This window comes from Actinosynnema sp. NPDC002837 (assembly GCF_040295345.1).
Lineage (GTDB): Bacteria > Actinomycetota > Actinomycetes > Mycobacteriales > Pseudonocardiaceae > Actinosynnema.
The window spans coordinates 70659-92711 of record NZ_JBEOVG010000011.1 but is presented as its reverse complement, the minus strand read 5'-3'; the positions used below and the strand labels follow the sequence as shown (position 1 = coordinate 92711).

Annotated in this window: 21 protein-coding genes; 11 read left to right on the top strand and 10 right to left on the bottom strand. The window is 73.4% G+C overall.

Translation table 11 applies throughout. The features are described from left to right. Positions 1 to 100 precede the first annotated feature (100 nt). Positions 101 to 1075, top strand: a complete 975-nt coding sequence (locus ABTZ99_RS10985; RefSeq protein ID WP_498778690.1) for a hypothetical protein — start codon at positions 101 to 103, stop codon at positions 1073 to 1075. Positions 1076 to 1106: 31 nt separating this feature from the next. Continuing rightward, positions 1107 to 1823 carry an MBL fold metallo-hydrolase gene (locus ABTZ99_RS10980; protein WP_498778691.1) on the top strand — a complete coding sequence of 239 codons (717 nt, stop codon included), beginning with the start codon at positions 1107 to 1109 and terminating at the stop codon, positions 1821 to 1823. 18 nt (positions 1824 to 1841) lie between these two features. Here the strand turns inward: ABTZ99_RS10980 and ABTZ99_RS10975 are convergent, their stop codons facing one another. Beyond that, positions 1842 to 3128, bottom strand: a complete 1287-nt coding sequence (locus ABTZ99_RS10975; RefSeq protein WP_499610390.1) for a hypothetical protein — start codon at positions 3126 to 3128, stop codon at positions 1842 to 1844. 155 nt (positions 3129 to 3283) lie between these two features. On the opposite strand from ABTZ99_RS10975, the gene ABTZ99_RS10970 reads away from it, so the two are divergent. The 3 genes from ABTZ99_RS10970 to ABTZ99_RS10960 all read left to right on the top strand — a co-directional run bounded on the left by ABTZ99_RS10970 (position 3284) and on the right by ABTZ99_RS10960 (position 6376). Further along, the gene (locus ABTZ99_RS10970) at positions 3284 to 4192 is read left to right on the top strand and encodes a glycosyltransferase family 2 protein (protein WP_498778693.1); all 909 of its coding nucleotides are present in this window, start codon (positions 3284 to 3286) and stop codon (positions 4190 to 4192) included. A 6-nt stretch (positions 4193 to 4198) separates the two neighbouring features. After that, complete coding sequence (locus ABTZ99_RS10965) at positions 4199 to 5872, top strand: hypothetical protein (RefSeq protein WP_499610387.1); 1674 nt, start codon at positions 4199 to 4201, stop codon at positions 5870 to 5872. 141 nt (positions 5873 to 6013) lie between these two features. Further along, positions 6014 to 6376: a VOC family protein gene (locus tag ABTZ99_RS10960; RefSeq protein WP_498778725.1), complete on the top strand. Its 363-nt coding sequence runs from the start codon at positions 6014 to 6016 to the stop codon at positions 6374 to 6376. Between the two features lie 7 nt (positions 6377 to 6383). Here ABTZ99_RS10960 and ABTZ99_RS10955 read toward each other — a convergent pair whose 3' ends face one another. Further along, positions 6384 to 6659 carry an ArsR/SmtB family transcription factor gene (locus ABTZ99_RS10955; RefSeq protein WP_230568548.1) on the bottom strand — a complete coding sequence of 92 codons (276 nt, stop codon included), beginning with the start codon at positions 6657 to 6659 and terminating at the stop codon, positions 6384 to 6386. Between the two features lie 119 nt (positions 6660 to 6778). Here ABTZ99_RS10955 and ABTZ99_RS10950 point away from each other — a divergent pair, with 119 nt between their 5' ends. Further along, the gene (locus ABTZ99_RS10950; protein ID WP_499610384.1) at positions 6779 to 7933 is read left to right on the top strand and encodes a site-specific integrase; all 1155 of its coding nucleotides are present in this window, start codon (positions 6779 to 6781) and stop codon (positions 7931 to 7933) included. 344 nt (positions 7934 to 8277) lie between these two features. Here the strand turns inward: ABTZ99_RS10950 and ABTZ99_RS10945 are convergent, their stop codons facing one another. The 3 genes from ABTZ99_RS10945 to ABTZ99_RS10935 are packed head-to-tail and all read right to left on the bottom strand — an operon-like array spanning position 8278 to position 10853. Further along, positions 8278 to 8973 (bottom strand): histidine phosphatase family protein, encoded by a 696-nt coding sequence (locus ABTZ99_RS10945; protein WP_498778696.1) that lies wholly within the window; start codon positions 8971 to 8973, stop codon positions 8278 to 8280. Between the two features lie 9 nt (positions 8974 to 8982). After that, positions 8983 to 9807: an undecaprenyl-diphosphate phosphatase gene (locus ABTZ99_RS10940; RefSeq protein WP_498778697.1), complete on the bottom strand. Its 825-nt coding sequence runs from the start codon at positions 9805 to 9807 to the stop codon at positions 8983 to 8985. After that, a complete protein-coding gene (locus tag ABTZ99_RS10935) occupies positions 9804 to 10853 on the bottom strand; it encodes an LLM class F420-dependent oxidoreductase (protein ID WP_499610381.1) in 1050 nt (349 codons plus the stop codon). The genes ABTZ99_RS10940 and ABTZ99_RS10935 overlap by 4 nt, the downstream gene beginning before the upstream one ends. 140 nt (positions 10854 to 10993) lie before the next feature. Between ABTZ99_RS10935 and ABTZ99_RS10930 the strand changes: the two genes are divergently transcribed. Further along, positions 10994 to 11959, top strand: a complete 966-nt coding sequence (locus ABTZ99_RS10930; RefSeq protein WP_499610378.1) for an aldo/keto reductase — start codon at positions 10994 to 10996, stop codon at positions 11957 to 11959. A gap of 74 nt (positions 11960 to 12033) precedes the next feature. On the opposite strand, the gene ABTZ99_RS10925 is transcribed toward ABTZ99_RS10930, so the two are convergent. Then, the gene (locus ABTZ99_RS10925; RefSeq protein ID WP_499610375.1) at positions 12034 to 13122 is read right to left on the bottom strand and encodes a M48 family metalloprotease; all 1089 of its coding nucleotides are present in this window, start codon (positions 13120 to 13122) and stop codon (positions 12034 to 12036) included. A gap of 170 nt (positions 13123 to 13292) precedes the next feature. Between ABTZ99_RS10925 and ABTZ99_RS10920 the strand changes: the two genes are divergently transcribed. Both ABTZ99_RS10920 and ABTZ99_RS10915 read left to right on the top strand, forming a co-directional pair. Then, positions 13293 to 14255 (top strand): YncE family protein, encoded by a 963-nt coding sequence (locus ABTZ99_RS10920; RefSeq protein ID WP_499610372.1) that lies wholly within the window; start codon positions 13293 to 13295, stop codon positions 14253 to 14255. Beyond that, complete coding sequence (locus ABTZ99_RS10915) at positions 14255 to 14467, top strand: DUF5703 family protein (protein ID WP_498778726.1); 213 nt, start codon at positions 14255 to 14257, stop codon at positions 14465 to 14467. Before ABTZ99_RS10920 ends, ABTZ99_RS10915 begins: the two co-directional genes overlap by 1 nt. 411 nt (positions 14468 to 14878) lie before the next feature. Here ABTZ99_RS10915 and ABTZ99_RS10910 read toward each other — a convergent pair whose 3' ends face one another. Genes ABTZ99_RS10910 through ABTZ99_RS10900 form a run of 3 tightly spaced genes read right to left on the bottom strand, consistent with a single transcriptional unit; the run spans position 14879 to position 19266 of the window. Beyond that, complete coding sequence (locus tag ABTZ99_RS10910) at positions 14879 to 15976, bottom strand: SWIM zinc finger family protein (protein ID WP_499610370.1); 1098 nt, start codon at positions 15974 to 15976, stop codon at positions 14879 to 14881. Continuing rightward, on the bottom strand, positions 15973 to 18660 hold the full coding sequence (locus tag ABTZ99_RS10905; protein WP_498778703.1) for an SCO1167/SCO6262 family helicase: 2688 nt from the start codon (positions 18658 to 18660) through the stop codon (positions 15973 to 15975). The genes ABTZ99_RS10910 and ABTZ99_RS10905 overlap by 4 nt, the downstream gene beginning before the upstream one ends. 24 nt (positions 18661 to 18684) lie before the next feature. Beyond that, positions 18685 to 19266 (bottom strand): PadR family transcriptional regulator, encoded by a 582-nt coding sequence (locus ABTZ99_RS10900; RefSeq protein WP_499610367.1) that lies wholly within the window; start codon positions 19264 to 19266, stop codon positions 18685 to 18687. 76 nt (positions 19267 to 19342) lie between these two features. Here ABTZ99_RS10900 and ABTZ99_RS10895 point away from each other — a divergent pair, with 76 nt between their 5' ends. After that, positions 19343 to 20500 carry a winged helix DNA-binding domain-containing protein gene (locus ABTZ99_RS10895; RefSeq protein WP_499610364.1) on the top strand — a complete coding sequence of 386 codons (1158 nt, stop codon included), beginning with the start codon at positions 19343 to 19345 and terminating at the stop codon, positions 20498 to 20500. Then, the gene (locus ABTZ99_RS10890; RefSeq protein WP_499610362.1) at positions 20497 to 21420 is read left to right on the top strand and encodes a GNAT family N-acetyltransferase; all 924 of its coding nucleotides are present in this window, start codon (positions 20497 to 20499) and stop codon (positions 21418 to 21420) included. The genes ABTZ99_RS10895 and ABTZ99_RS10890 overlap by 4 nt, the downstream gene beginning before the upstream one ends. Positions 21421 to 21423: 3 nt before the next feature. On the opposite strand, the gene ABTZ99_RS10885 is transcribed toward ABTZ99_RS10890, so the two are convergent. After that, on the bottom strand, positions 21424 to 22050 hold the full coding sequence (locus ABTZ99_RS10885; RefSeq protein WP_499610360.1) for a TetR/AcrR family transcriptional regulator: 627 nt from the start codon (positions 22048 to 22050) through the stop codon (positions 21424 to 21426). Positions 22051 to 22053: the final 3 nt, after the last annotated feature.

Below are 22053 nucleotides of genomic sequence, written 5' to 3'. Positions count from 1 at the left end.
CAACCACAACCCGCCGTTCGGCGGCTGGCGCGCCGGCACCCCGGCCGATGAGCTGGATCACGCGATGAGTCGGGGGACGACCCATCGAGGGGGAGTTGGTTTGTTCCTACCCGTGCCGGTGCCCGCGCTGCCGCCCAGCACCGCACTGGCCGAGCTGGCGACCGCGGGCGAGCACCACGCCTGGCTGGCGGGCACCACCGGCGTGTTCACCAGCCGCGCGTCCGCGCCGCTCGTGCTGAGCTGGACCGGCGAGACCTGGCGCGAGGAGCCCCTGCCCCACCTGCCCGCCGCGGCCAGCCTGTCCGGCGTGTCCGCCGCCGCGCCCGACGACGTCTGGGCGGTCGGCAACAGCGCCGGCCGCCCCCTCGTGCTGCACTACGACGGCACCACCTGGCAGGTCGTCGCCACACCCCGCATCACCTGGGCCAAAGCCGTCACCGCCGTCGGCCGCGACGACGTCCACGTGGTCGGCACCGGCCGCGACGCCCTGCACTACGACGGCACGACCTGGCGACTGCGCGCCGCGGTGTCCTCCGCCCGCGAAAGCCTCCACACCATCGCCGCCGCCGGACCCCACCACGTGTGGGCGGGCGGCGGCGGCCTCGCCGGCGCCGGACCCGCCACCTACGAGTACCCCGTGCTCGTCCGCTGGGACGGCACCGGCTGGACCGAGGTCGCCGGACCCCGCGTCGAACGCGGCCACGTCGCCCGCCTCGCCGCCACCGCCCCCGACGACGTGTGGCTCGGCCACGCCCGCGACACCGAGGGCCTGCGCGTGCACCGCTGGGACGGCGCCCAGTGGACCAGCGTCCCCCCACCCCGCGACACCGGCCGGCTCAGCGTGCACGGCGTCGCCGCCGGCTGGACCTGGGGCGTGCGCGCCACCCGCGGCTCCTTCGAGACCCGACCCGCCTTCCACCGCTGGACCGGCGCCGGCTGGACCGCCGTGGCACTGCCCGAGGACCTCGCCCGCGCCTCCGCCTCCCACGTCGGCCTCGCCACCACCGGCGCCACCACCTGGGCCTACCTGAAAACCGCCGCCGGCGTGCACGTGCTGCGCCACACGCTCCCGTGACCTCCCACCACACCCTGGGTCACACTGTCGCGTGACCTTCCGCCTCACCGTCCTGGGCACCGCCACGCCCTACCCCCGCCCCGGCAACCCCTGCTCCGGCTACCTGCTGCGCACCGAGCACACCGCCGTGTGGGTCGACGCCGGCCCCGGCACCCTCGCCGAGCTGCAACGCCACCACCGCCCCGACCTCCTCGACGCGGTCTGGATCTCCCACACCCACGCCGACCACGCCGCCGACCTGCTGCCCTACTACTACGCGCTGCTGTTCGCCGACCGACAACCGCACGCGCCCATCCCGCTCTACGGCCCACCCGGACTCGCCGACCGCCTGGAGACCTTCCTCGCCGGCGCGTCGCCCAACCCGGCCTCCGCCGCGTTCACCGTGCACGAACTGCACGACGGGCACCGCGCCGAGATCGGCGACCTCACCCTCACGAGCCGCGCCGTCGAGCACGGCCTGCCCGCCTTCGGCCTGCGCGCCACCCACGGCGACGCCGTCTTCGCCTACTCCGGCGACACCGGCCCCTGCCAGGCCCTCGACGACCTCGCCGACGGCGCCGACCTGTTCCTCTGCGAAGCCGACGGCGCCGGACCCCACCACTGCTCCCCCGAGGACGCCGCCGCCGCGGGCCGCCGCGCCCGACGCCTCCTGCTCACCCACGTCGGCCACACCATCGGCACCGTCCACGCCGCCGAACGCGCCCACGCCCCCGTCGCACGACCAGGTGAAACATTCACGATCAGGTGATCCCAGGCGGGTGAAGTCTCACGCCTCCCGGACCGCGCCCACCCGCGCCAACCGACGCGCCAACGCCACCCCCATCCCCGCCGCCACCAGCAACGGACCCGCCAACTGCGCCACCGTCGCCACCACCACCGGCGACCCCGGCAACACCAACACCACCAACAACACCACCGTGCCCACCACCCACGACACGGTGATCGCCGACCGCGCACCCAACGCGATCAACGCCGGCTGCAACACCTGAGCCACCATCAACAAGATCGTCCCCACCCCCAACGCACCCATCAACACCCACGACAACTCCGCCTCCGCCCCGAAGAACACCCGCACCGCCCACGGACCCAACACCGCCGACCCCACCGCACCCACCACACCCACCACCAACACCCACACCGTGATCCGCCGCAACACCGACCGCACCGCACCCAGATCACCCCGCGTCGCCGCCTCCGTCAACCCCGGCAACAACAACGCCTGCACCGGCGAGAACACGAACAACGGCACCCTCACCAGGATGAACGCCGACGAGAACGCCAACGCCAACGCCGCGTCCTGCGGCAACCGCGCCGTCACCACGATCGGCGCCACGTTCGCCACCGCCTGCACCAACAACCCCGCCAACACCAACAACGCCAAACCCTCCACACCCTCCCGCGGCCCCTCCCCGGCCACCACCCCACCCACCACCGGCGCCGACCTCGACCGCAACCACACCAACCCCGCCACCACACCCACGACCGTCCCCAACGCGAACGTCAACCCGAACACACCCGCACTCGCCACACCCACCGCCACCACCACGACCGCACCGAACAAACGAGCGAATCCCTCACCCGCCAAAGTCGCCGCATAACCCGAGAACCGCTGCATTCCACCCAACACACCACGCGCCAGGTAAATAGCCGCCGAAGTCACCACCGCCACCACCACCGCCACGAACAACGGCCACGACCCTTTCAACGACCGATCCACCAACACCGGCGACACCAACACCAGCACCGCCACCACGCCCAACGTCAGCACCACACCCTCACGACCCACCCGACGCACCGCCCCACCAGGCCGTTCACCCCTCGCCAACGCCCGCGACGTCGCATGACTCGCCTGCTGCTCCAACGCCGAGAAGATCCCCGGACCCACGATGTTCGCCAACAGGTAGAACGCCGCCACCGCCGCCGCGTCCACCGCCGACAGCGAATGACCCGCGATCGCCACGAACGCGTAACCGGACGCACCGAGAACCAACGTGCCCAACCCCACGACGACAGCAGGGCTCAACCGACGCGGGGGCATGATGTCTGCGCTCACCGCCAACACAGTAGGCTGCCTCGTCGCCACCTCCTGATAGCCGGTATCCCCGGTGCTCGGGTGGAACCACGAGGGGCAGCGCGCAAGGGGAAGGGTCGTGGCAAGGGGATGGGCGTTCCGCACCGCAGCCTGATCGTCGGTCGTGCGAGGTGACCATGAACGGCATCGACATCATGCTCCCCCACTACGGGGACATCTCGTACCTGAAGACCGCCGTGCGCAGCGTCATCGCCCAGGACGACGGCAACTGGCGCCTCACCGTCGTCGACGACAGCGTCACCGACAACGAACTCCCCGAGTGGTTCGACTCGCTGCGCGACGACCGCGTCCGCTACCAGCGCAACGACCACAACATCGGCATCAACGCCAACTTCCAGAAGTGCCTCGAACTCGCCGAGCGCGACTTCCTCGTGGTCATGGGCTCCGACGACGCCATGCTGCCCAACTACGTCAGCACCGTCCGCCGCACCACCCAGCGCTACCCCGACGCCGACGTCGTCCAAGCAGGCGTCGAAGTCATCGACAGCGCCGGCCAGGTCGTCCGACCCCTCACCGACCGCGTCAAGCGCAACCTCTACGCCCCCGACACCACCACCCCCAAGATCATGGGCGGCGAAGACCTCGTCGTCAGCCTCCTGCGCGGCAACTGGACCTACTTCCCCTCCCTGTGCTGGCGCCGCGAAGCCCTCAAAGACCTCAGCTTCCGCCCCGGCCTCAGCGTCGTCCTCGACCTCGCCCTCATGCTCGACCTCCTCGAACGCGGCGGACAACTCGTCGTCGTCCCCGACCTCTGCTTCCAGTACCGCCGCCACGACGCCAGCGTCTCCTCCTCCCTGGCCTCCCTCGGCGGACGCTTCACCGAAGAACACGACTTCTTCCTCGACGTCGCCCGACACATGGACGACATCGGCTGGCACCGCGCCGCCAAAGCCGCCCGCCTCCACCTCTCCTCCCGCCTCCACGCGCTGCTCCTGCTCCCCGGAGCCGTCAGCTCCAGGCAGACCGCCAGCGCCAAACTCCTCGTCCGCCACGCATTCGGAACCACCAAACCCGTGAGGAAGTGATCGACGGTGCTGTCGACCGCGCCAGAACACACGCCGCGGCCCAGCCCCGAGCACACCCCGCCGCCGCCCCACACCGCACAACCCCGCCGAGGATGGCTCTTCGCCGCCGAAGCCGTCGTGTCCGTGGCCGCCGCCGCGCTGATGGTGCTCCTCGCCCGCGGCATCGAGGTCAACCCCCTCGACCGGATCGGCCAGATCAGCGGCCTCGCCGCACTCCAACTCCGATTCGCCCTCATCGCCGTCGTGCTGCTGGCCCTCGCCATCGTCACCGCACGCGTCCGCTGGGTCGCCCACGCCCCACTCGCCCGCAGGATCGCCGCCGCCACCGCGGCCGGCCTCTACGGCGGACTCGTCGCCGGCGCCGTCCTCGTCGCCCTCCGCGGCGCCTCCTGGGGCCTCAACGCCAACGGCGGCGACTCCGGCGCCCTCACCCGCTGGGCCCAGACCCTCATCGACACCGGCACCATGCAAGCCGACTACCCACCCGGCTGGGTCCACGCCCTCGCCTGGTACTCCCAGCTCACCGACACCTCACCCGGCTACAGCCTCAAAGTCCTCCAGATCGCCGGCACCGCCCTCTTCGGACCCGTCGCCTACCTGTCCTGGCGACTGCTGCTCTCACCCCTGTGGGCACTCGGCATCGGCGTCGTCCCCGCCATGGTGCTCATCGACCCGTACAAGCCCTACACCAACCTCATGCTCGTCGCGATGGTCCCGCTCCTGCTCGTCCTGCTGCGCCGGCTCCGCCGCGCCGGCGACACCCCCTGGCGCGGCATCGTGCTGCACGGCATCGGCGCCGGCATCGCCCTCGGCCTGGTGTTCCTCCTCTACTCCGGCTGGTTCGTCTGGTCCGCACCCGGCGTGCTCATCTCGGCCCTCGTGCTGTTCCCCTGGCGCACCGGCCCCCTCAAGGGCCTCGCCCTGATCGCGATCACCGCCGCCGTCTTCGTCGCCGTCTCCTTCCGCCACCTCTTCGGCCTGCTCACCGCCTCCGGCTCGGTCAAGGACCGCTACTTCTACTGGGACACCTGGACCGAACCCACCTACCTCGCGATGTGGCGCAGCGACCTGCCCGGCAACACCGGACCCTGGCCACCACCCGGCGAACTCGGCGGCGTCGGCCTGTTCACCATCCTCGCCCTCGTCGGCCTCGCCGCCGCCATTGCGGTGGCACGCCACCGCACCGTCGTCATCGTCCTGACCTCGGTGTTCACCGGCGCCTGGCTGCTGCGCTTCTACTTCGGCTCCCAGATGTACGCCGCCGACGCGGTGCAGCTCTGGCCGCGCAGCACCGCCGAACTGCTCTACTGCCTGCTCCTGCTCACCGGCTTCGCCGGCTACTACGCCGTGCGCCGCTTCGACGGCGTCGCCCGCGTCCGCGACGCGATCGCCTCCCCGTCGACCGGCATCGGCGTGCTCGCCGCGCTGCTCCTGCTCATCGCCTCCGCGGGCTCCTCCACCGGCGACCGGTACATGCCGCGCACCGACAACTCGCTCGGCTACCTCGCCACCAGCGCGCACCTGATCAAGCAGCCCGACGGCAGCTGCTCGGCCTACGCGCACACCCTGGGCAAGGGCTGCTTCGAGTCGACCGACCCCCGGTTCGGCGAGACGCTGCTCGAACTGGCCGAACTCGGACCCAAGCGCGGCGAGCTGCCGCACCCGCCCCCGGGCGGCTGATCACGGCACGTGACGGTGGGGGCGGTCGGGGAGTGATCCGGCCGCCCCCCGTCGTGTCGGCCCCTGTCCGCGCCGGGTCGGTCCGAAGAATCGCGGCCGGACATGCGGAAGTCACCCGGCGAGGTGAAAATCAAGATCGTGCTGAAGCTGACCGCGACGGTGCTCGACGCACCAGACGCCCAAGCCCTCGCCCGCTTCTACCGCGACCTGCTCGGCTGGTCCCCCGGCGCCGACGAACCCGGCTGGGCCACGCTGCGCCCGCCCGACGGCGGCGCCGGGCTGTCGTTCCAGACCGAATCCCGCTACCACCGCCCCACCTGGCCCGCGGCCGACGGCGACCAGCAGATGATGGCGCACCTGGACATCGAGGTGGACGACCTGGAGACCGCCGGCGCGCACGCGGTCGCGACCGGGGCCACGCTCGCCGAGTACCAGCCGCAGGAGAACGTGCGCGTCTACCTCGACCCGGCGGGCCACCCGTTCTGCCTGTACGTGGACGCCTGAGCCGGGATCACGGCGGCCCGATCGCCCGGGTGATGGAGTCCAGCACGCCGGGGAACCGGTGTTCCATCTCCGCGCGCCGCAGCTCGTGGGTGCGGTAGCTGCCCTGGGGCGTCACGCGCAGCACCCCGGCCTCGCGGAGCACCTTGAGGTGGTGCGACAGCGTCGACATGCTGACCGGCACGTCGAATTGGCCGCACACGATCCCGCCCGATCGGGCCAGCTCGGCCACGATCCGCAGTCGCACCGGGTCCGCGAGCGCGCTGAGCACGGTCGCGAGACGCATGTCTTCCACGTCCGGGTGTTGTAGGGCGCGCACGGTTTCGCATAGTAGCGACCACGGTCAAGTGGTCTATTAATCCACACTGAAGATATTAAGGCTATCGACGGTGTTAGGGTGACAAGGTGACCTTGCCGGAGCCGGTGCGCGCCGAACTCGACCGCGTGCGGCATGCACCGCTGGTGGACTTCGCCGCGCTGGCGCAGGTCCGCCGCCGGTTCGACGAGGAGCAGGCCGACGCGCTGTCGGGCTACCTGCGGGCCGCGCAGTCGGCGAACACCCTGCGCGCCTACCGCTCGGACTGGGTGGGCTGGGCGGCGTGGTGCGAGGCCGAGGGCCGGGTGGCGCTGCCCGCGGACCCGGTGGACGTGGCGGTGTACCTGGCGGTCGCGGCGGACACGACGAAGGCCGACGGCTCCCCCGCGTTCGGTCCGTCCACACTGGAGCGCAAGGCGGCGGCGATCGCCGCCGTGCACGCCGCCGGCGGGCTGCCCTCGCCCACGCGGTCGGACGTGGTGCGGTTGACGTTGCGCGGCATCCGCCGCACCCGGCAGACGCAGCCGCGGCGCAAGCGGCCGGTGCTGCTGGGCACGTTGGAGGCGTTGTTGGCGGAGCTGCCGCCGCCGGGCTGGCCGACGGGCGTGACGCGGCGGCGTGACGCGCTGCTGCTGCTCGTGGGGTTCGCGGGCGCGTTGCGGCGCAGCGAGTTGGCGGCGGTGGGGTTGCAGGACGTCACGGTGGACGTGGACGCGCGCACGCACGAGCCGCTGCTGCTGGTCGAGCTGGGCGTGACGAAGACCGACCAGACCGGCGCGCACCGGCAGCGCGTGGTGCTCCCCCGCGGCGCGCGCAGGCCCACGTGCCCGGTGTGCGCGTACGCGGACTGGGTGGACGTGCTGACGGCGCCGGAACCGCGGGCGTTGATCGAGGACGAGGGTGATCCGTCGGCGACGCACCGCTGCCACTCCTACCGGCCCGGTCCGCTGCGGGGCCCGTTGTTCCCGTCGGTGAGCCGGCACGGGCGGCTGGGCGGCCGGTCGATGTCGGACCGGGCGGTGTCGGACGTGGTGAAGCGGTACGCGGCGCGGGCCGGGCTGGACCCGGCGCTGTTCGGCGGCCACTCGCTGCGGGCGGGGTTCGCCACGCAGGCGGCGCTGGGCGGCGCGAGCGACCGGGAGATCATGCGGCAGGGCCGCTGGACGAACCCGCGCACGGTGCACCGCTACATCCGCACCGCGAACCCGTTGGAGGACAACGCGGTCACCCGCCTCGGACTGTGATCAAGGGCGCACCGCGGGTTGTTAACTTCTAACACGCCCGGTTCTTCCGGGCGGGACCGGACGGGCTAACCGGTTAGGGCGTCGGCCCGCTTGCGCGGTTTGTTTCCGCGGTGTTTCCACGTGCGTTGAGCTGCGGTTTTGGTCGCTTCATCGGCGTGGGTGTGCGTGCTGACCTGCGCAGGCGACCCGACGCCGCCGGACGTCCAGCCCGCGGGAGGGCGTTCACCCGCGCCGTCGCGCCAATACGATCGTCTTCACGAGGCCGCCCGCCCCGGCCAAGCGCACCGTGGCCCCCGGACTACCCTGCACTGTCCGGGGGCCACGCGCTGCTCGCACCGCCCGCGTCAGGCGCCGGTCGCACCGCCCACGACGGCGTCGGAGGACGGCGGCTCCTCGGTCTTCTCCGGCGGTGGCGCCAGCACGGACAGGTCGCCGCCGTTGTCGTTGACCCGCAGCACGAACGGCCGGGTCTCGGTGTACTGCACGACCGACACCGAGGCGGGGTCGACGACGATGCGCTGGAACCCGTCCAGGTGCACGCCGAGCGCGTCGGCGAGGACGGCTTTGATGACGTCGCCGTGGCTGCACGCGAGCCACACGGCGCGGGGCCCGTGCTCGGCGGTGACGCGGGCGTCGTGCGCCCGGATCGCGGCCACGGCGCGCGCCTGCACGGTCGCGAGCCCTTCGCCGTCGGGGAACACCGCCGCGGACGGGTGCTGCTGCACGACCGACCACAGGGGTTCGGCGACCAGCTCCTTGATCTCGCGCCCGGTCCACTGGCCGTAGTCGACCTCGGCGAGGTCGGGTTCGACGACCGGGTCGAGGCCGAGCCGGTCGAGCAGGGGCGCGAGGGTCTGCCGGCAGCGTTCCAGCGGGGAGGTCACCACCGCGGCCACGGGCACGCCGGCGAGCCGGTCGACCAGGGCCGCGGCCTGCTCCACGCCCCGGTCCGAGAGCGTCACGCCGGGTTGCCGGCCCGCGAGGACGCCCGCTCCGTTGGCGGTGGAGCGGGCGTGTCGCAGCAGGATCACGGTAGCCACGTGGCCACCCTATGTCGGGTTGATGAGCCCCATCGACAGCAGCCCCATCAGGACGATGCCGAGCAGCAGCCGGTACCACACGAACGCCGAGTAGCTGTGCTTGGAGACGTAGCGCAGCAGCCAGGCGATCGTGGCGTAGCCGACGACGAACGCGACGATCGTCGCGGCGATCATCTGCGGCACCGACGCGGCGTTGGGCTCGGAGCGGTCGAGCACGTCGGGGAGGCTGAACAGCCCGGCGCCGAACACGGCGGGCAGGGCCAGCAGGAACGAGTAGCGCGCGGCCGAGGCGCGGTCCAGGCCGAGGAACAGGCCCGCGGTGAGGGTCCCGCCGGAGCGGGACACGCCCGGGATCAGCGCCATCGCCTGGGCCAGGCCCATGCCGACGGCGTCCTTGAGCTGGAGCTTGGTGCGCAGGTGCTGGGCGAACTGGTCGGCGAGGCCGAGCAGCAGGCCGAACACCACCAGCACGGTGGCGGTGATCCACAGGTTGCGCAGCGACGAGCGGATCTCGTCCTTGAACAGGTAGCCCAGCACGCTGATCGGGATGGACCCGATGATCACGTACCAGGCCATGCGGTAGTCCTCGGTCTTGCGCGCGGCCTTGCTGAACAGGCCGCGGAACCAGGCCGCGATGAAGTTGCCGATGTCCTTGGCGAAGTAGATCAGCACCGCGACTTCGGTGCCCAGCTGGATCACGGCGGTGAACGACGCGCCCGCGTCGTTGCCGAAGAACAGCGTGGAGACGATCCTGACGTGCGCCGACGAGGAAATGGGCAGGAATTCCGTGAGTCCTTGGACGAGTCCTAGGACAAGGGCCTGCAACCAGCTCAACTACCCACTCCTGCCAGATCCAGAGCTTCGGTCGCCGTGCGGAGCGCGGCGATCCCCTGCTCGAGATCTTGCAGCATGGGCGAAAGCGTCAGCGTGGTGACCCCCGCTTCGGCGTAGGCGCGCATCTTGTCGGCGATGCGCTCCTTGGTGCCGAGCAGGGACGTGCCGTCGAGGAAACCGAGCGGCAGGGCGGCCATCGCGCCGTCGTAGTCGCGGGCGAGGTAGCGGTCCTGGACCTCCGCGGCCTCGGCGGCGAAGCCCATGCGCACGGCGTTGTCGTTGTAGAAGTTCTTCTTCCGGCTGCCCATGCCGCCGACGTAGAGCGCCGCGTAGGGCCGGATCCGGTCGGCGCAGGCGCGCCAGTCCTCGCCGACGACCATCGGCACGGTGGCGGCGATGTCGTACCCGTCGAGGGTCTTGCCCGACTTGTCGCGGCCCGCCTTGAGCGAGGCCAGCGCGTCGCCGGAGTGCTCGGGCGAGAGGAACAGCGCGAGCCAGCCGTCGGCGATCTCGCCGGCCAGCTCGACGTTCTTCGGGCCGACGGCGGCCAGGTAGATCGGGATGTGCTCGCGCACGGGGTGCACGGTCAGCTTGATGGCCTTGCCGGGGCCGTCGGGCAGCGGCAGCGTGTAGTGCTCGCCCTCGTAGGAGAGCCGCTCGCGGCGCAGGGCGGTGTTGACGATGTCGACGTACTCGCGGGTGCGGCCCAGGGGCTTGTCGAACCGGACGCCGTGCCAGCCCTCCGACACCTGCGGCCCCGACACGCCGAGGCCGAGCCGGAACCGGCCGCCGGACAGGGAGTCCAGGGTGGCGGCGGTCATCGCGGTCATCGCCGGCGTCCGCGCGGGGATCTGCAGGATCGCGCTGCCCACGTCGACGCGCTGGGTCTGCGCGGCCACCCACGCCAGGACCGTGGGCGCGTCGGAGCCGTAGGCCTCGGCGGCCCACACCACCGAGTAGCCCAGCCGATCGGCTTCCCTGGCCAGTTCGAGGTTCGCGGCGTCGTTGCCCCCGCCCCAGTACCCGAGGTTCAGTCCCAGTCGCACGAACCGAGACCCTACCGGTCGGTAACCTGGTTGGCCAGGTGACACCCCCGGCGGGTGCGTCCCGATCGTGACGGGATTAGGCCTTGACCGGCGCGTGCCACGAGCCGCCGGAATGTCGATCACCCTTTAGGCTCCCCCGCGTGGAACAGCGATACCTCGGGCGCAGCGGACTGCGGGTCTCCCGGATGGCCCTGGGCACGATGACCTGGGGCCGGGACACGGACGCGGACGAGGCGGCCACCCAGCTGCTCGCCTTCACCGAGGCGGGCGGCAGTCTGGTGGACACCGCCGACGTGTACGTGGAGGGCGAGAGCGAGCGGATCCTGGGCGGCCTGCTGGGCGAGGTCGTGCCGCGGGAGGAGCTGGTGATCGCGACGAAGGCGGTGGCGCGGCGCAACGACGGCCCGTTCGGCGGCGGCGCGTCGCGCGGGGCCCTGCTGCACGCGTTGGACGGGTCGCTGCGCCGGTTGGGCGTGGAGCACATCGACCTGTGGCAGCTGCACGCGTGGGACCCGAACGTGCCGCTGGAGGAGACGCTCTCGGCGCTGGACACGGCCGTGGCGTCGGGCCGGGTGCGCTACGCGGGCGTGTCGAACTACTCGGGCTGGCAGCTGGGCACGGCGGCGGCGCTGCCGGGGCACACACCGCTGGTGTCGACGCAGGTGGAGTACTCGCTGCTGGAGCGCGGCGTGGAGCGGGAGGTGGCGCCGGCGGCGCAGCACCACGGTGTCGGCCTGCTGCCGTGGGCCCCGCTGGGGCGGGGCGTGCTGACCGGCAAGTACCGCAACGGCACGCCGTCGGACTCGCGGGGCGCGTCGGCGCACTTCGCCGGGTACGTCGAGCAGCACCGCACGGAGCGGGCGGCGCGGATCGTGCAGGCGGTGGCGACGGCGGCGGACGGGCTGGGCACGAGCGCGTTGTGCGTGGCGCTGGCGTGGGTGCGCGACCGGCCGGGCGTGGTGGCGCCGGTGGTGGGCGCGCGGGACACGGCCCAGCTGCTGGGGTCGTTGGCGGCGGAGGAGCTGACGTTGCCGCCGGCGATCCGGGCGGCGTTGGACGACGTGAGCGCGGTGGAGTTCGGCTACCCCGAGCGACCGCTCGGCTGAGTCGCCGGCCGGCCCGTAGCGGAAGAAGTCGCACTGCTCGATCGTGGTGCCGATGAGGTTGGCGTGGCCCGGTGTCACCCGTGTGACGTGGAGCCGCCGAGCAGGGTGTCGTCCACCAGCCGGAACCACTCGCGGACCCCGTCGAGCCGGTCTTCGAGCCAGGTGGCGACGTCGGCGGCGAGGTCGAGGGCGCGGGGCGTGCGGACGTGGCCGGCGAGGTGCTCGACGAGGGTCTGGATGCGCCGCACGGGCGGCGGGTGGTTGCCCGCGAACGGGACGGTGAGGCCGAGCTGGTCGGCGAGCCGGTCGGTGACCTCGTGCAGGAACAGCACCAGCAGCACCGCGCCGACCACGTACGGCTCGTGCGCTTCGAGCTCGCGGTGCCCGAGGCCGTCCAGGGTGCGCAGCATGATCGTGGCGGCGACGCGGTCGGCCTCGTGCTCGCGCGGCCAGCCGACGGACTGCGCGTCGAGCGCGCCGACCGGGGTGTGGGGGTCGGTGCGGCGGCGGGCGTGCCGCAGGTGCCCGGCCAGCACGTGCCCGACCTCGTGCGCCAGCGTGAACTGCGTGCCGCGGCGCGCCATCAGCGAGACCAGCGCGGCGCGTTGCCCGGACAGCTCCGGCAGCCGCCGCGCCTGGACCGCGCCGTTGCCGTACAGGTGGGCGTTGACGGCCTCGGCCAGGGCGTAGGTCGCCTGGTCGGTGCTCAGCAGGGGCGGGGTGCCGTAGTTCGGCAGCGCCCCGGTCATGATCTTCAGCACGGTGCCGAGCAGGTCCAGCAGCGAGGTGTTGACCAGCACGAGCACGCCGCGGCCGGGCACGGGGACGCTGAGCGCGTCGAGGGTGCCGGTGGGGAACACGCCCGCCAGCACCGGGATGGTGACGTCCCAGCCCGCGGTGCGGGCCAGGTGCAGCACCTCGGGTTGCAGCGCGTCGAGGGTGTGCTGCTGTTCGCGCAGGTGGGCGGGCCGGTAGGCGGCGGGCCGGACCCGCACCTCGACCAGCCGGGCGAGCAGGGCGGGCGGCGGCTCGGCGGCCACCTGGGTCCACGTGTGGTAGCGCGCGGCGGTGTCGCCGGGGTGCGCCGGCGGGTCGAGTCGGTCGGCCACCCGCCGGTCCCGCAGCAGTTGCACGTGCCGATCCCGCAGCTCCTCGACCGTCATCGCGACGCCTCCCCGTTCACCTGGGATAGTCGCCGGGAAGGGCTCGGAGGTACGGGTGCGGCGCGACTATCACCTTCCCAGACCAACGACAACACCCGCCCCCTGCGTGACGATGGGGGTTCGGTGATGGATGCTGGGAGGGCTGAACGGGTCGACTGGGAGGTCCGACGTTGCGCCGACTGGCGGCGGTAGTGCTCACCGGGGTCGCGTTGGTCTCGGGCTGTGCGACGGAGGAGAACCCGGCGGATCCGTTGCAGCTCGCGGCCACGTTGGAGCCCGCGCGACCCGCGGCGTCACCGGAGCAGGCGGGCGTCCCGCAGGGCCGGGTGGTGCCGCTGGGGCGGGCGACGTCGGTCGCGGTCGCGGGTGGTCGGGTGGCGGTGGCGCTGGCCGATCCGCCGTCGGTGGCCCTCTATCCCGCCGACACGCTGGGTGACCCCGTGGTGGTGCCGTTGCCCGGTCCGGCGGAACGGCTCGTGACCGTCGGTGACGCGGTGGAGGCGGTGGTGCCCGCCGGTGTCGTGGTGACGGTCCGGCCGGACGGCTCGACCTCGCAGCGCGCGGTGGACGGCGCCCCGGTGGACGTGGCGCGGGTGGGCGACCGGACGTTGGTGGCGCAGCGCGACCTGCGGCAGGTGTCGGTGGACGGGCACGTGGTGCGCGGCATCTCCAGCCCGGACCGGGTCGTCGCGGTCGGCGGCGCGGCGGTGGTGCTGGACCGGCCGCGCAGCGCGGTGTTCGACCTCGACCCGGGCGCCGACGGGCCGGGCGCGGGGTTGCGCGCGGGCGAGGGCGCGACGAACGCGGTGGCCGACCGGTTCGGCCGGGTGCTGGTGGTGGACACGCGCGGCGGTGAGCTGATGGCGTTCTCCGCCGACCCGTTGATCATGCGGTTGCGCTACCCGGTGCCGGGTGCGCCGTACGGGATGGCTTACGACGGGGCGCGTGACCTGGTGTGGATCACGCTCACGGAGCGCAACGAGGTCGTGGCGTTCGACGTGGCCGGCGCGGAGCCGGTGGAGAGGCACCGGTTCGCCACGGTCCGCCAGCCGGACTCGGTGGCGGTCGATCCAGGCAGCGGGCGCGTGTTCGTCGCGTCCGGGGACGGCGCAGGGATGCAGGTGATCGGATGATGGGCGATGGGGTGGTCGACGGGGACTGGGAGTACCGGCCGCTGCGGCTGCCGGCCGGTGTCTCCCGTCGCACGGCGACGACGCAGCTGACGATCCACGCGGAGTTCGCCGGGTGGGAGCTGTCGCGGACGTTGTTGTTCGGTGACGGTTCGCGCAAGGTGTGGCTGCGGCGCAAGCGGTCGGCCGCCGTGATGCCGGGTGTGATCACCTAGGGCCGGTCCGGCGCGGGGTTCCCGGGCGCGACCGTCGCGGCGGTCGCGGCGGACCCGTTCGGCCGACCACCACACCTGTGGTACCACAGGTGTGGTGAAGCGGGCTCCACCTGTGGTTTTCTCCTGACTCCATCCGCTGTGGACGGTGTGACTCAGGTCGGTGGCGGCGGGTCGGTGGCGGCGGGTTTCGATGAGCCAGCCGCCGAGTCGTAGCGCGCCCCGGTGGCGAGGCGGGCGGGGTCCGGCCTTCGTCGCGGGTGACCGGTCGTCGCGGGCCGCTCAGAAGTCGCCGTTGCGGGCCGCGCGGCTGGTCCACGTTGGACGGATTACCGCGTTCGAGGCCTGTCCCCCGTGGCGTCTTCCCCCGCCTCGGAACCCTGGCCGAGGGACGACCGTTGTGCCGAACCCCGGTCAGTCGGTGTCGGTGAGGGCGGCGGTGGGGTCGCGGTGCGGGGTGCCGGTGGGCCACCAGTCGCCGTCGGCGGCGCGGTAGGGGTACCAGCGGCCGTCGCGGCCGTAGCGGAGCTGTCGGTCGTGGACGGTCCAGCGGTTGCGCCACACGGTGGGTTCGGGCAGTTCGCCGCTCTCCCAGGCGGCGCGGGCGCGGGCGGTGTCGGTCTTGCCGGGTGTCCAGGGTTGTTCGAGGACGTCGAGGGCGCCGGCGCCGCCTTGTTGCCAGGCGCGGACGGCGCGCGGGTCGGCGTCGAGGCGCTCGCGCAGGGCGGGGTGGGTGGCGGCCATCCGGATGTGGTCGCGGCGGTCGTCGGGCGCGGGCCACCGGCCGGTGGCGAGCACCTCGCGGGCCTTGGCGGCGGCGTCGGCCACGAGCAGCCGCAGCACGTCGACGTCGAGGCCGGGCGCGGGTTCGAACTCGGGCAGGGGGCCGAGTTCGCCGGGCGGCGGGTCGTCGGGCAGGTCCGGGACGGGTCGGGCGTAGGCGGTGGTGGCGAGGACGCCGGTGGTGGGTCGGGCGCCGGCGACGACTTCGTCCTGGTCCCGCCCGCGCAGGAGCAGCAGGACCCACGGGTCGGCGTCGAGCAGCCAGGACGCCTGGTGGCACAGGGCGGCGGCGTGGCGGCAGGGCAGTTCCCAGCCGGGGCACGTGCACTCGGGGTCGAGGTCGCCGATGCCGGGCAGGAGCGGCACGCCCGCGTCGGCGGCGGCCTCGGCGAGCTCGCGGGGCATCTCGCGGTCGAGCAGCGCGGCGAGGTGCCCGGCCTTGGCGGCGATCTGGCCGAGGAACCGGTCCCACTCGGCGTCGGTGAGCGGGGTGAGGTGGACGGAGGTCTGGTAGGTGTCCTCGGTGTCGTAGACGGTGGCGGCGAGGCGGCCGGGGCTCACGGTGATGGTGCCGACGAGCCCGGCGTGGGCGTACTTGCGTCCCTGTCGCAGCGGCGCCTGGTCCAGCGAGGTGTCCTCCAGGGCCTGCAGCCACGCCTTGCCCCACCAGGAGCCGGCGCGGCGCACGCCCTTGCCGAACGCGGGGAAGCCTTTGACGCGATCGCTCATGTGCCGCTCCGGAGTTCGACGAGGTTGCCCAGTTCGTCGTCGGACAGTTCGGTGAACGCGGCGTCGCCGCGGGACAGGACGGAGTCGGCGAGGTCGCGCTTGGCGCGCAGCATCGCGGCGATGCGGTCCTCGATGGTGCCTTCGGCGATGAGCCGGTGCACCTGCACGGGCCGGGTCTGGCCGATGCGGTGCGCGCGGTCGGTGGCCTGGTCCTCCACGGCGGGGTTCCACCACCGGTCGTAGTGCACGACGTGGTCGGCGCGGGTGAGGTTGAGGCCGGTGCCCGCGGCTTTGAGGGAGAGCAGGAACACCGGGCACTCGCCGTCCTGGAAGCGGCGCACCATGTCCTCGCGGGCGGGGACGGGCGTGCCGCCGTGCAGGAGTTGGCTGGGGATGCCGCGGCCGGCGAGGTGGCGTTCGATGAGGCGGGCCATGGCGACGTACTGGGTGAACACGAGCACCGCGCCGTCCTCGGCGAGGATGGTGTCGAGCAGTTCGTCGAGCAGTTCGAGCTTGCCCGACCGGCCGGCGAGCTTCGGCGAGGTCTCCTTGAGGTACTGGGCGGGGTGGTTGCAGACCTGCTTGAGGCCGGTGAGGAGTTTGACGATCCGGCCGCGGCGGGCGATGCCGTCGGCTTCGCGGACCTCGGCCATGAGCTCGCGCACGACGGCCTCGTAGAGCGCGGCCTGTTCGCGGGTGAGGGCGACGGGCTGGTCGGTCTCGGTCTTGGGCGGCAGTTCGGGCGCGATGCCGGGGTCGGTCTTGCGGCGGCGCAGCAGGAACGGCCGCACGAGCCGGGCGAACCGCCGCGCGGCCTCCTGGTCGTGGTCGGCTTCGATGGGGCCGGCCCAGCGCGCCTTGAACTGGGCGGCGGTGCCGAGCAGGCCGGGGGTGGTCCAGTCGAGGATCGCCCACAGCTCCGAGAGCGTGTTCTCCACCGGGGTGCCGGTGAGGGCGACGCGGGCGCGGGCGGGGATGCGGCGCAGGGCCTTGGCGGTGTCGGAGGCGGGGTTCTTCACGTGCTGGGCCTCGTCGGCGACGACCAGGCCCCAGTCGACGTCGGCGAGCCGGTCGGCGTCCAGGCGCATGGTGCCGTAGGTGGTGAGCACGAAGCCCTCGTGCGCGACCTCGCGGCGGGGGCCGTGGAAGCGGCGGACGGGCACGCCGGGCGCGAAGCGCTCGATCTCGCGCTGCCAGTTGCCCATCAGCGACGCGGGGCAGACCACGAGGGTGGGTCCGGGGTCGCGCCGGTCGCGGTGCAGGTGCAGCGCGATGAGGGTGATGGTCTTGCCCAGGCCCATGTCGTCGGCCAGGCAGGCGCCGAGGCCGAGCGAGGTCATGCGGTCCAGCCAGCGCAGGCCGTGCAGCTGGTAGTCGCGCAGGGTGGCGCGCAGTGCGGGCGGCGCCTCGACGGGGTCGTCGTCGAGGTCGGCGAGGCGGGACTTCAGCTCGTCGAGCCAGCCGGTGGCGGCGACCTCGACCTCGACGCCGTCGACGCTGGTGGTGCCGGTCAGGGCCGCGCCGAGCGCGTCGATCGCGGTGACGGGTTTGAGGTTGCGTTCGCGGGCGCGGCGGGCGAGTTCGGGGTCGACCAAAGTCCAGCGGTCGCGCAGCCGCACGACCGGCCGGGTGGACTCGGCGAGCCGGTCGAGCTCGTCGGGGGTGAGCGGGTCGTCGCCCAGGGCGAGCTGCCAGTTCACCGACGTGAGCTGGTCCGGGCCGAAGAACGCGGGCCGGTCGGCGGGGCGTTCGCCGATGACGACCTTGGCCGACAGGTCCCGCACGAGGTCCTTGGGCCAGTGCACGTCCACGCCGGCGGCGGCGAGCCGGACCGCGCCGGTGGCGAGCAGGTGCTCCACGTCGGAGTCGAGGAGGGCGACCTCGTCGGGCACGGGCTGGTCGAGCAGCCGTTCCAGCGGCGACCAGGCGCGGGCGGCGCGGCGCAGGGCGACCGTGGCCTCGGCCCGGGACCGCTGGTTGGCCGACGCCCAGAGCTCCGCGGCGTCGACCACGCGGGCGGGGTCGGCGAGGCTGTGGACCTGCACGACGGCGCGGAACGGGCCGAAGCCCTCGATCCGCAGCGAGATGCGCACGCCCTGGTCGGCCCAGTCGCGCAGGTGCGGCACCCGCTGCGGCGCGGTGGCGGCGAAGGCGGGCGCGCCGGCGGCGTGCACGGCCGCCGCGCCGCGCGGCATGGTGTCGGCGACGGCGTCGAGGAACGCGCGCAGCAGCGGTTCGGCGTCGGGCAGTTCGAGCGGCTCGCGGCCCGGCAGCGGCACGGCCCGGGCGTGCGCGGGCATCGCGTCGGCCAGGTCCCGCACGCGGGCGTGGTCGGCGGCGTCGAGCGGACCGAGCAGCCAGGCGTCGAAGTCGCCGTCGGTGACCGCGGGCCGCACCCGACCTCGTGCGACGAGCTGCAACGCCACGACGACGGCCGCGCCCCAGAACGCCGCGGCGGGGTGGGCGTGCGGTGTGCGGCGGGCGCGGCTGAGCAGCGGCACGGCCTCGGCCACGGGCAGCCGCAGCGCGGGCACGGTGCGCGCGGCGCCGTCGGGGGTGGCGACGGTGAGCCGGTCGGAGCCGGGTGCGCCGTCCGGTCCCGGGTGGTCTTGAGCGGGGTAGAAGGCGACGGTGGACGTGCGTGGCGGGTCGGCTGCCTCGAAGACGGCCGCGTACCGCTCCAACCCTGTGTTCAGCGTTCCCCCTCGCTACTCAAGTTTGAGTATAACCCAGCTGCCGGGTGCGCCGGGCGATCCCGGCTCGCCCGCCATGGGGTAGGCGCCCGCTTCGAGGCGTTCGACCAGGCCCCGCGTCCACTCCGCCCCGCTGGACGCGGTGTGCTCCCACAGCCCGAACAGCTCCTTGACGTGCGGCGGTTCGCCCCACTCCCCCGCCTGCCCGCGTGCCGCGTCCCGCCGCGCCTCCAACGCGGCCAACCGCTCGGTGAGCAGCCCGACGGCCTCCTCCCGCGACAGCGACGGCAGCAACGCCAGCCCGGCGGCCAGCAGGTCGGGCCGCGTCTCCGGGCGGCGCAGCGCGTCGCGCAGCAGCCTCTGGTACTCGGCCTCCCCCTTGGGGGTGATCTCGTAGTCCGTGCGGCCCGGCGGCACGGAGTGGTCGGTCAGGCTGCCGTCCTTGGTGAGCTGCTTGAGCGCGTGGTAGATCGAGCCCCACTTGACGTTGGCCCACTCCCCCGCGCCCCACGACATGAGGTCGTTGCCGATCAGGTAGCCGTGGGCGCGCCCGTAGCCGCGCACCACCCCGAGCACCAGCAGCCGTGTTGCCGACATCGCGTCCTCGTCCAGCGGTGTCCGGGTTCCGCGATCCCGGTTTCGCCGATCAGGGTAGAGCGCCGAGGATGGGCCGGTGACCCTCGCCAAGATCGACGACGCCGGGCGGCGCGCCCGCCTCGGCGTCCGCCACCTGCTGTCCACCCGTGCCGCCGAGGTGGAGGACGTGGTCGACGCGGTCGTGGGCCTGCACGCCACCGATCCCGCCACGGTGTTCCTGTCCGCGTGCGCCCGCCTGGAACGGCCTTCGGTGGAGGCGGTGGAGGCCGCGCTCTACGAGCGGGGGACGGTGGAACGGCTGCTGTGCATGCGCCGCACGATGTTCGCCGTCACCGCGGCGACCGCCCCCGTGGTGCAGGCCGCCGCGGGCGCCGCCGTCGCCGCGGCGGAACGGCGGAAGCTGCTCGGCTACCTGGCCGAGGGCGTCGGCTGGGACGCCGACCGGCTCGCCGCGGTCGAGGACGCCACGCTGGAGGCTCTGCGGCAGCGGGGTGCGGCCACCACCGTCGACCTCACCCGCGACGTGCCGGACCTGCTCGACCAGGTCGTCGTCGCGGCCGGCAAGCCCTACGAGACCCGCCAGAACGTGTCCAGCCGCATCGTCCGCGTCCTGGCCGCCGAGGGCCGGATGCGGCGTGGTCGTCCCCTCGGCACGTGGCTGAGCACCCGGTTCCGCTGGGAGCCCGCCACGCCGTGGCCCGAGGTCGAGCCCGACGCCGCGCGCGCCGAACTGGCCCGCCGCTGGCTCGCCTCCTACGGGCCCGGCACCGAGGCCGACCTCAAGTGGTGGACCGGCTGGAACCTGGGGCACACCCGCAAGGCCCTCGCCGCGGCGGGCGCCGTCGCGGTGGAGCTGTCCACCGGCCCCGGCTACGCCCTGCCCGAGGACCTCGACCCCGTCGAGGACCCGCCGCCGTGGGTCGCGCTGCTGCCGGCACTGGATCCGACACCGATGGGGTGGCAGGCTCGCGGCTGGTACCTCCCCGACCGGCACCGGCCACGCCTGTTCGACACGGCGGGCAACGTGGGTCCCACCGTGTGGTGCGACGGCGCGGTCGTCGGCGGGTGGGCCCAACGCGCCGACGGCGGACTGGTGTGGGAACTCCTCGAGGACGTCGGCGCGGATGCGGAGGCAGCGATCGCCCGGGAGGCGGACCGGTTGGCGTCCTGGCTCGGCGGGGTGCGCGTGATCCCCCGCTTCCGGACACCGTTGGAGAAGGAGTTGGCGACATGATCCTGTTGCGGAAGGTGGACGACTGCGCGGTGGAACGGCTGCTCGGACTCGCGGTGGCCGACACCGACCCGGGCGACGTGATGCCACCGGGCTGGACGGTCGACCGGCCCGACGAGTTCCGCGAGTTCTACCGCGGTTTCCAGGACGACGCCTACGAGATCGTGGAGGACGACCGCACCGTCGGCATGGTCCGGCTCACCGCCAAGGGCGAGACCGGCATCTGGGTCGCCCGCTGCGCCCGGGGCAACGGCATCGGTCTCGCCGCGCTGCGCCGCGTGGTCGAGGAGGCCTCCAGACGCGGCGTCACCACGATCGTCGCCGACACCACCACCGACAACGTCGCCGCCACGACCCTGCTCCGCAAGGCAGGCGCCACCCTGGAGGTCGACGGCGCCCGCGTCTGCGCGCGCATCGCCGTGCCGACCGAGCCGTCGCCCGACCTCGCCGACACCGGCGAGCTGCTCGTGGCCTACCTCGACTTCTACCGCGACGCCGTGCTCCGCAAGATCGACGGCATGTCGGAGGAGGAGCTGCGCACCAGCCGCCTGCCGACCGGCTGGACGCCGCTGGCGATGGTCAAGCACCTGGCGCACGTGGAACTGCGCTGGCTGCGCTGGTGCTTCCGCGGCGAGGAGATCGCCCACCCCTACGGCAACCCCGATGTCAAGCGCGCCGAGTGGGTCGTCGAGGACGACGACACCACCGACCGCGTCCGGGCGTTCTACCTCGAGCAGTGCGCCCGGTCGCGCGACATCGCCGCCGAGGCCGCCCTCACCGACCGCGCCGCCCGCTGGAACCGGCCGGAGGTGCCGCCCGCCACGCTCGCCTGGATCCTGTTCCACCTGCTGCAGGAGTACGCGCGCCACGTCGGCCACCTCGACATCGCGCGCGAGCTCAGCGACGGCGTGGTCGGGACCTGACCGTCACGTCGCGGACCGGCGGAGCTTGGCGGCCAGCGCGCGGCGGGCGACCGGGCCGAGCTCCTGCACCACGTCGACCAGCGCCGCCACGCGCTCCAGGGCGTCCAGCGCGGCGTTCGCGCCGGCGGGGTCGACGCCCTCGAACAGCTCCAGGCCGATGAACCCGGCGCACACGGCGCGGGCGAGCCCGGCGGTGTCCACCAGGTCGGCCACCGGCGAGTCGGCCAGCAGCCGGTCCAGGGCACGTTCGACCGGCCGGACCCACAGCTCCAACGCCGCGGACGTCGCCTTGGCCAGCGCCGGGTCCGCCTGCGCGCCGGCGAGCACCTGGGCGAGCACCATGACGTTGCCCAGCGAGCGTTCCTCGGCGTGCAGCCGCCGGCCGAGGTCCAGCAGCTGCCGCAGGTCGGCGACCTCGTCCAGCCGGGCCGCGAACGGCGCCACCCTGGCCTCGGTCGCGGCCAGGCACGCCGCTTCCAGCAGCTCGTGCACGCTGCCGAAGTGGTAGAACACCAAGGCCTGGTTGACGCCGGCGGTGGCGGCGATCGTGCGCGCGGACGTCCCGGTGATGCCGTGCCGCCGGATGGTCTCGATCGCGCCGTCGATCAGTCGCTGTCGGGTGTCGGCCATGTC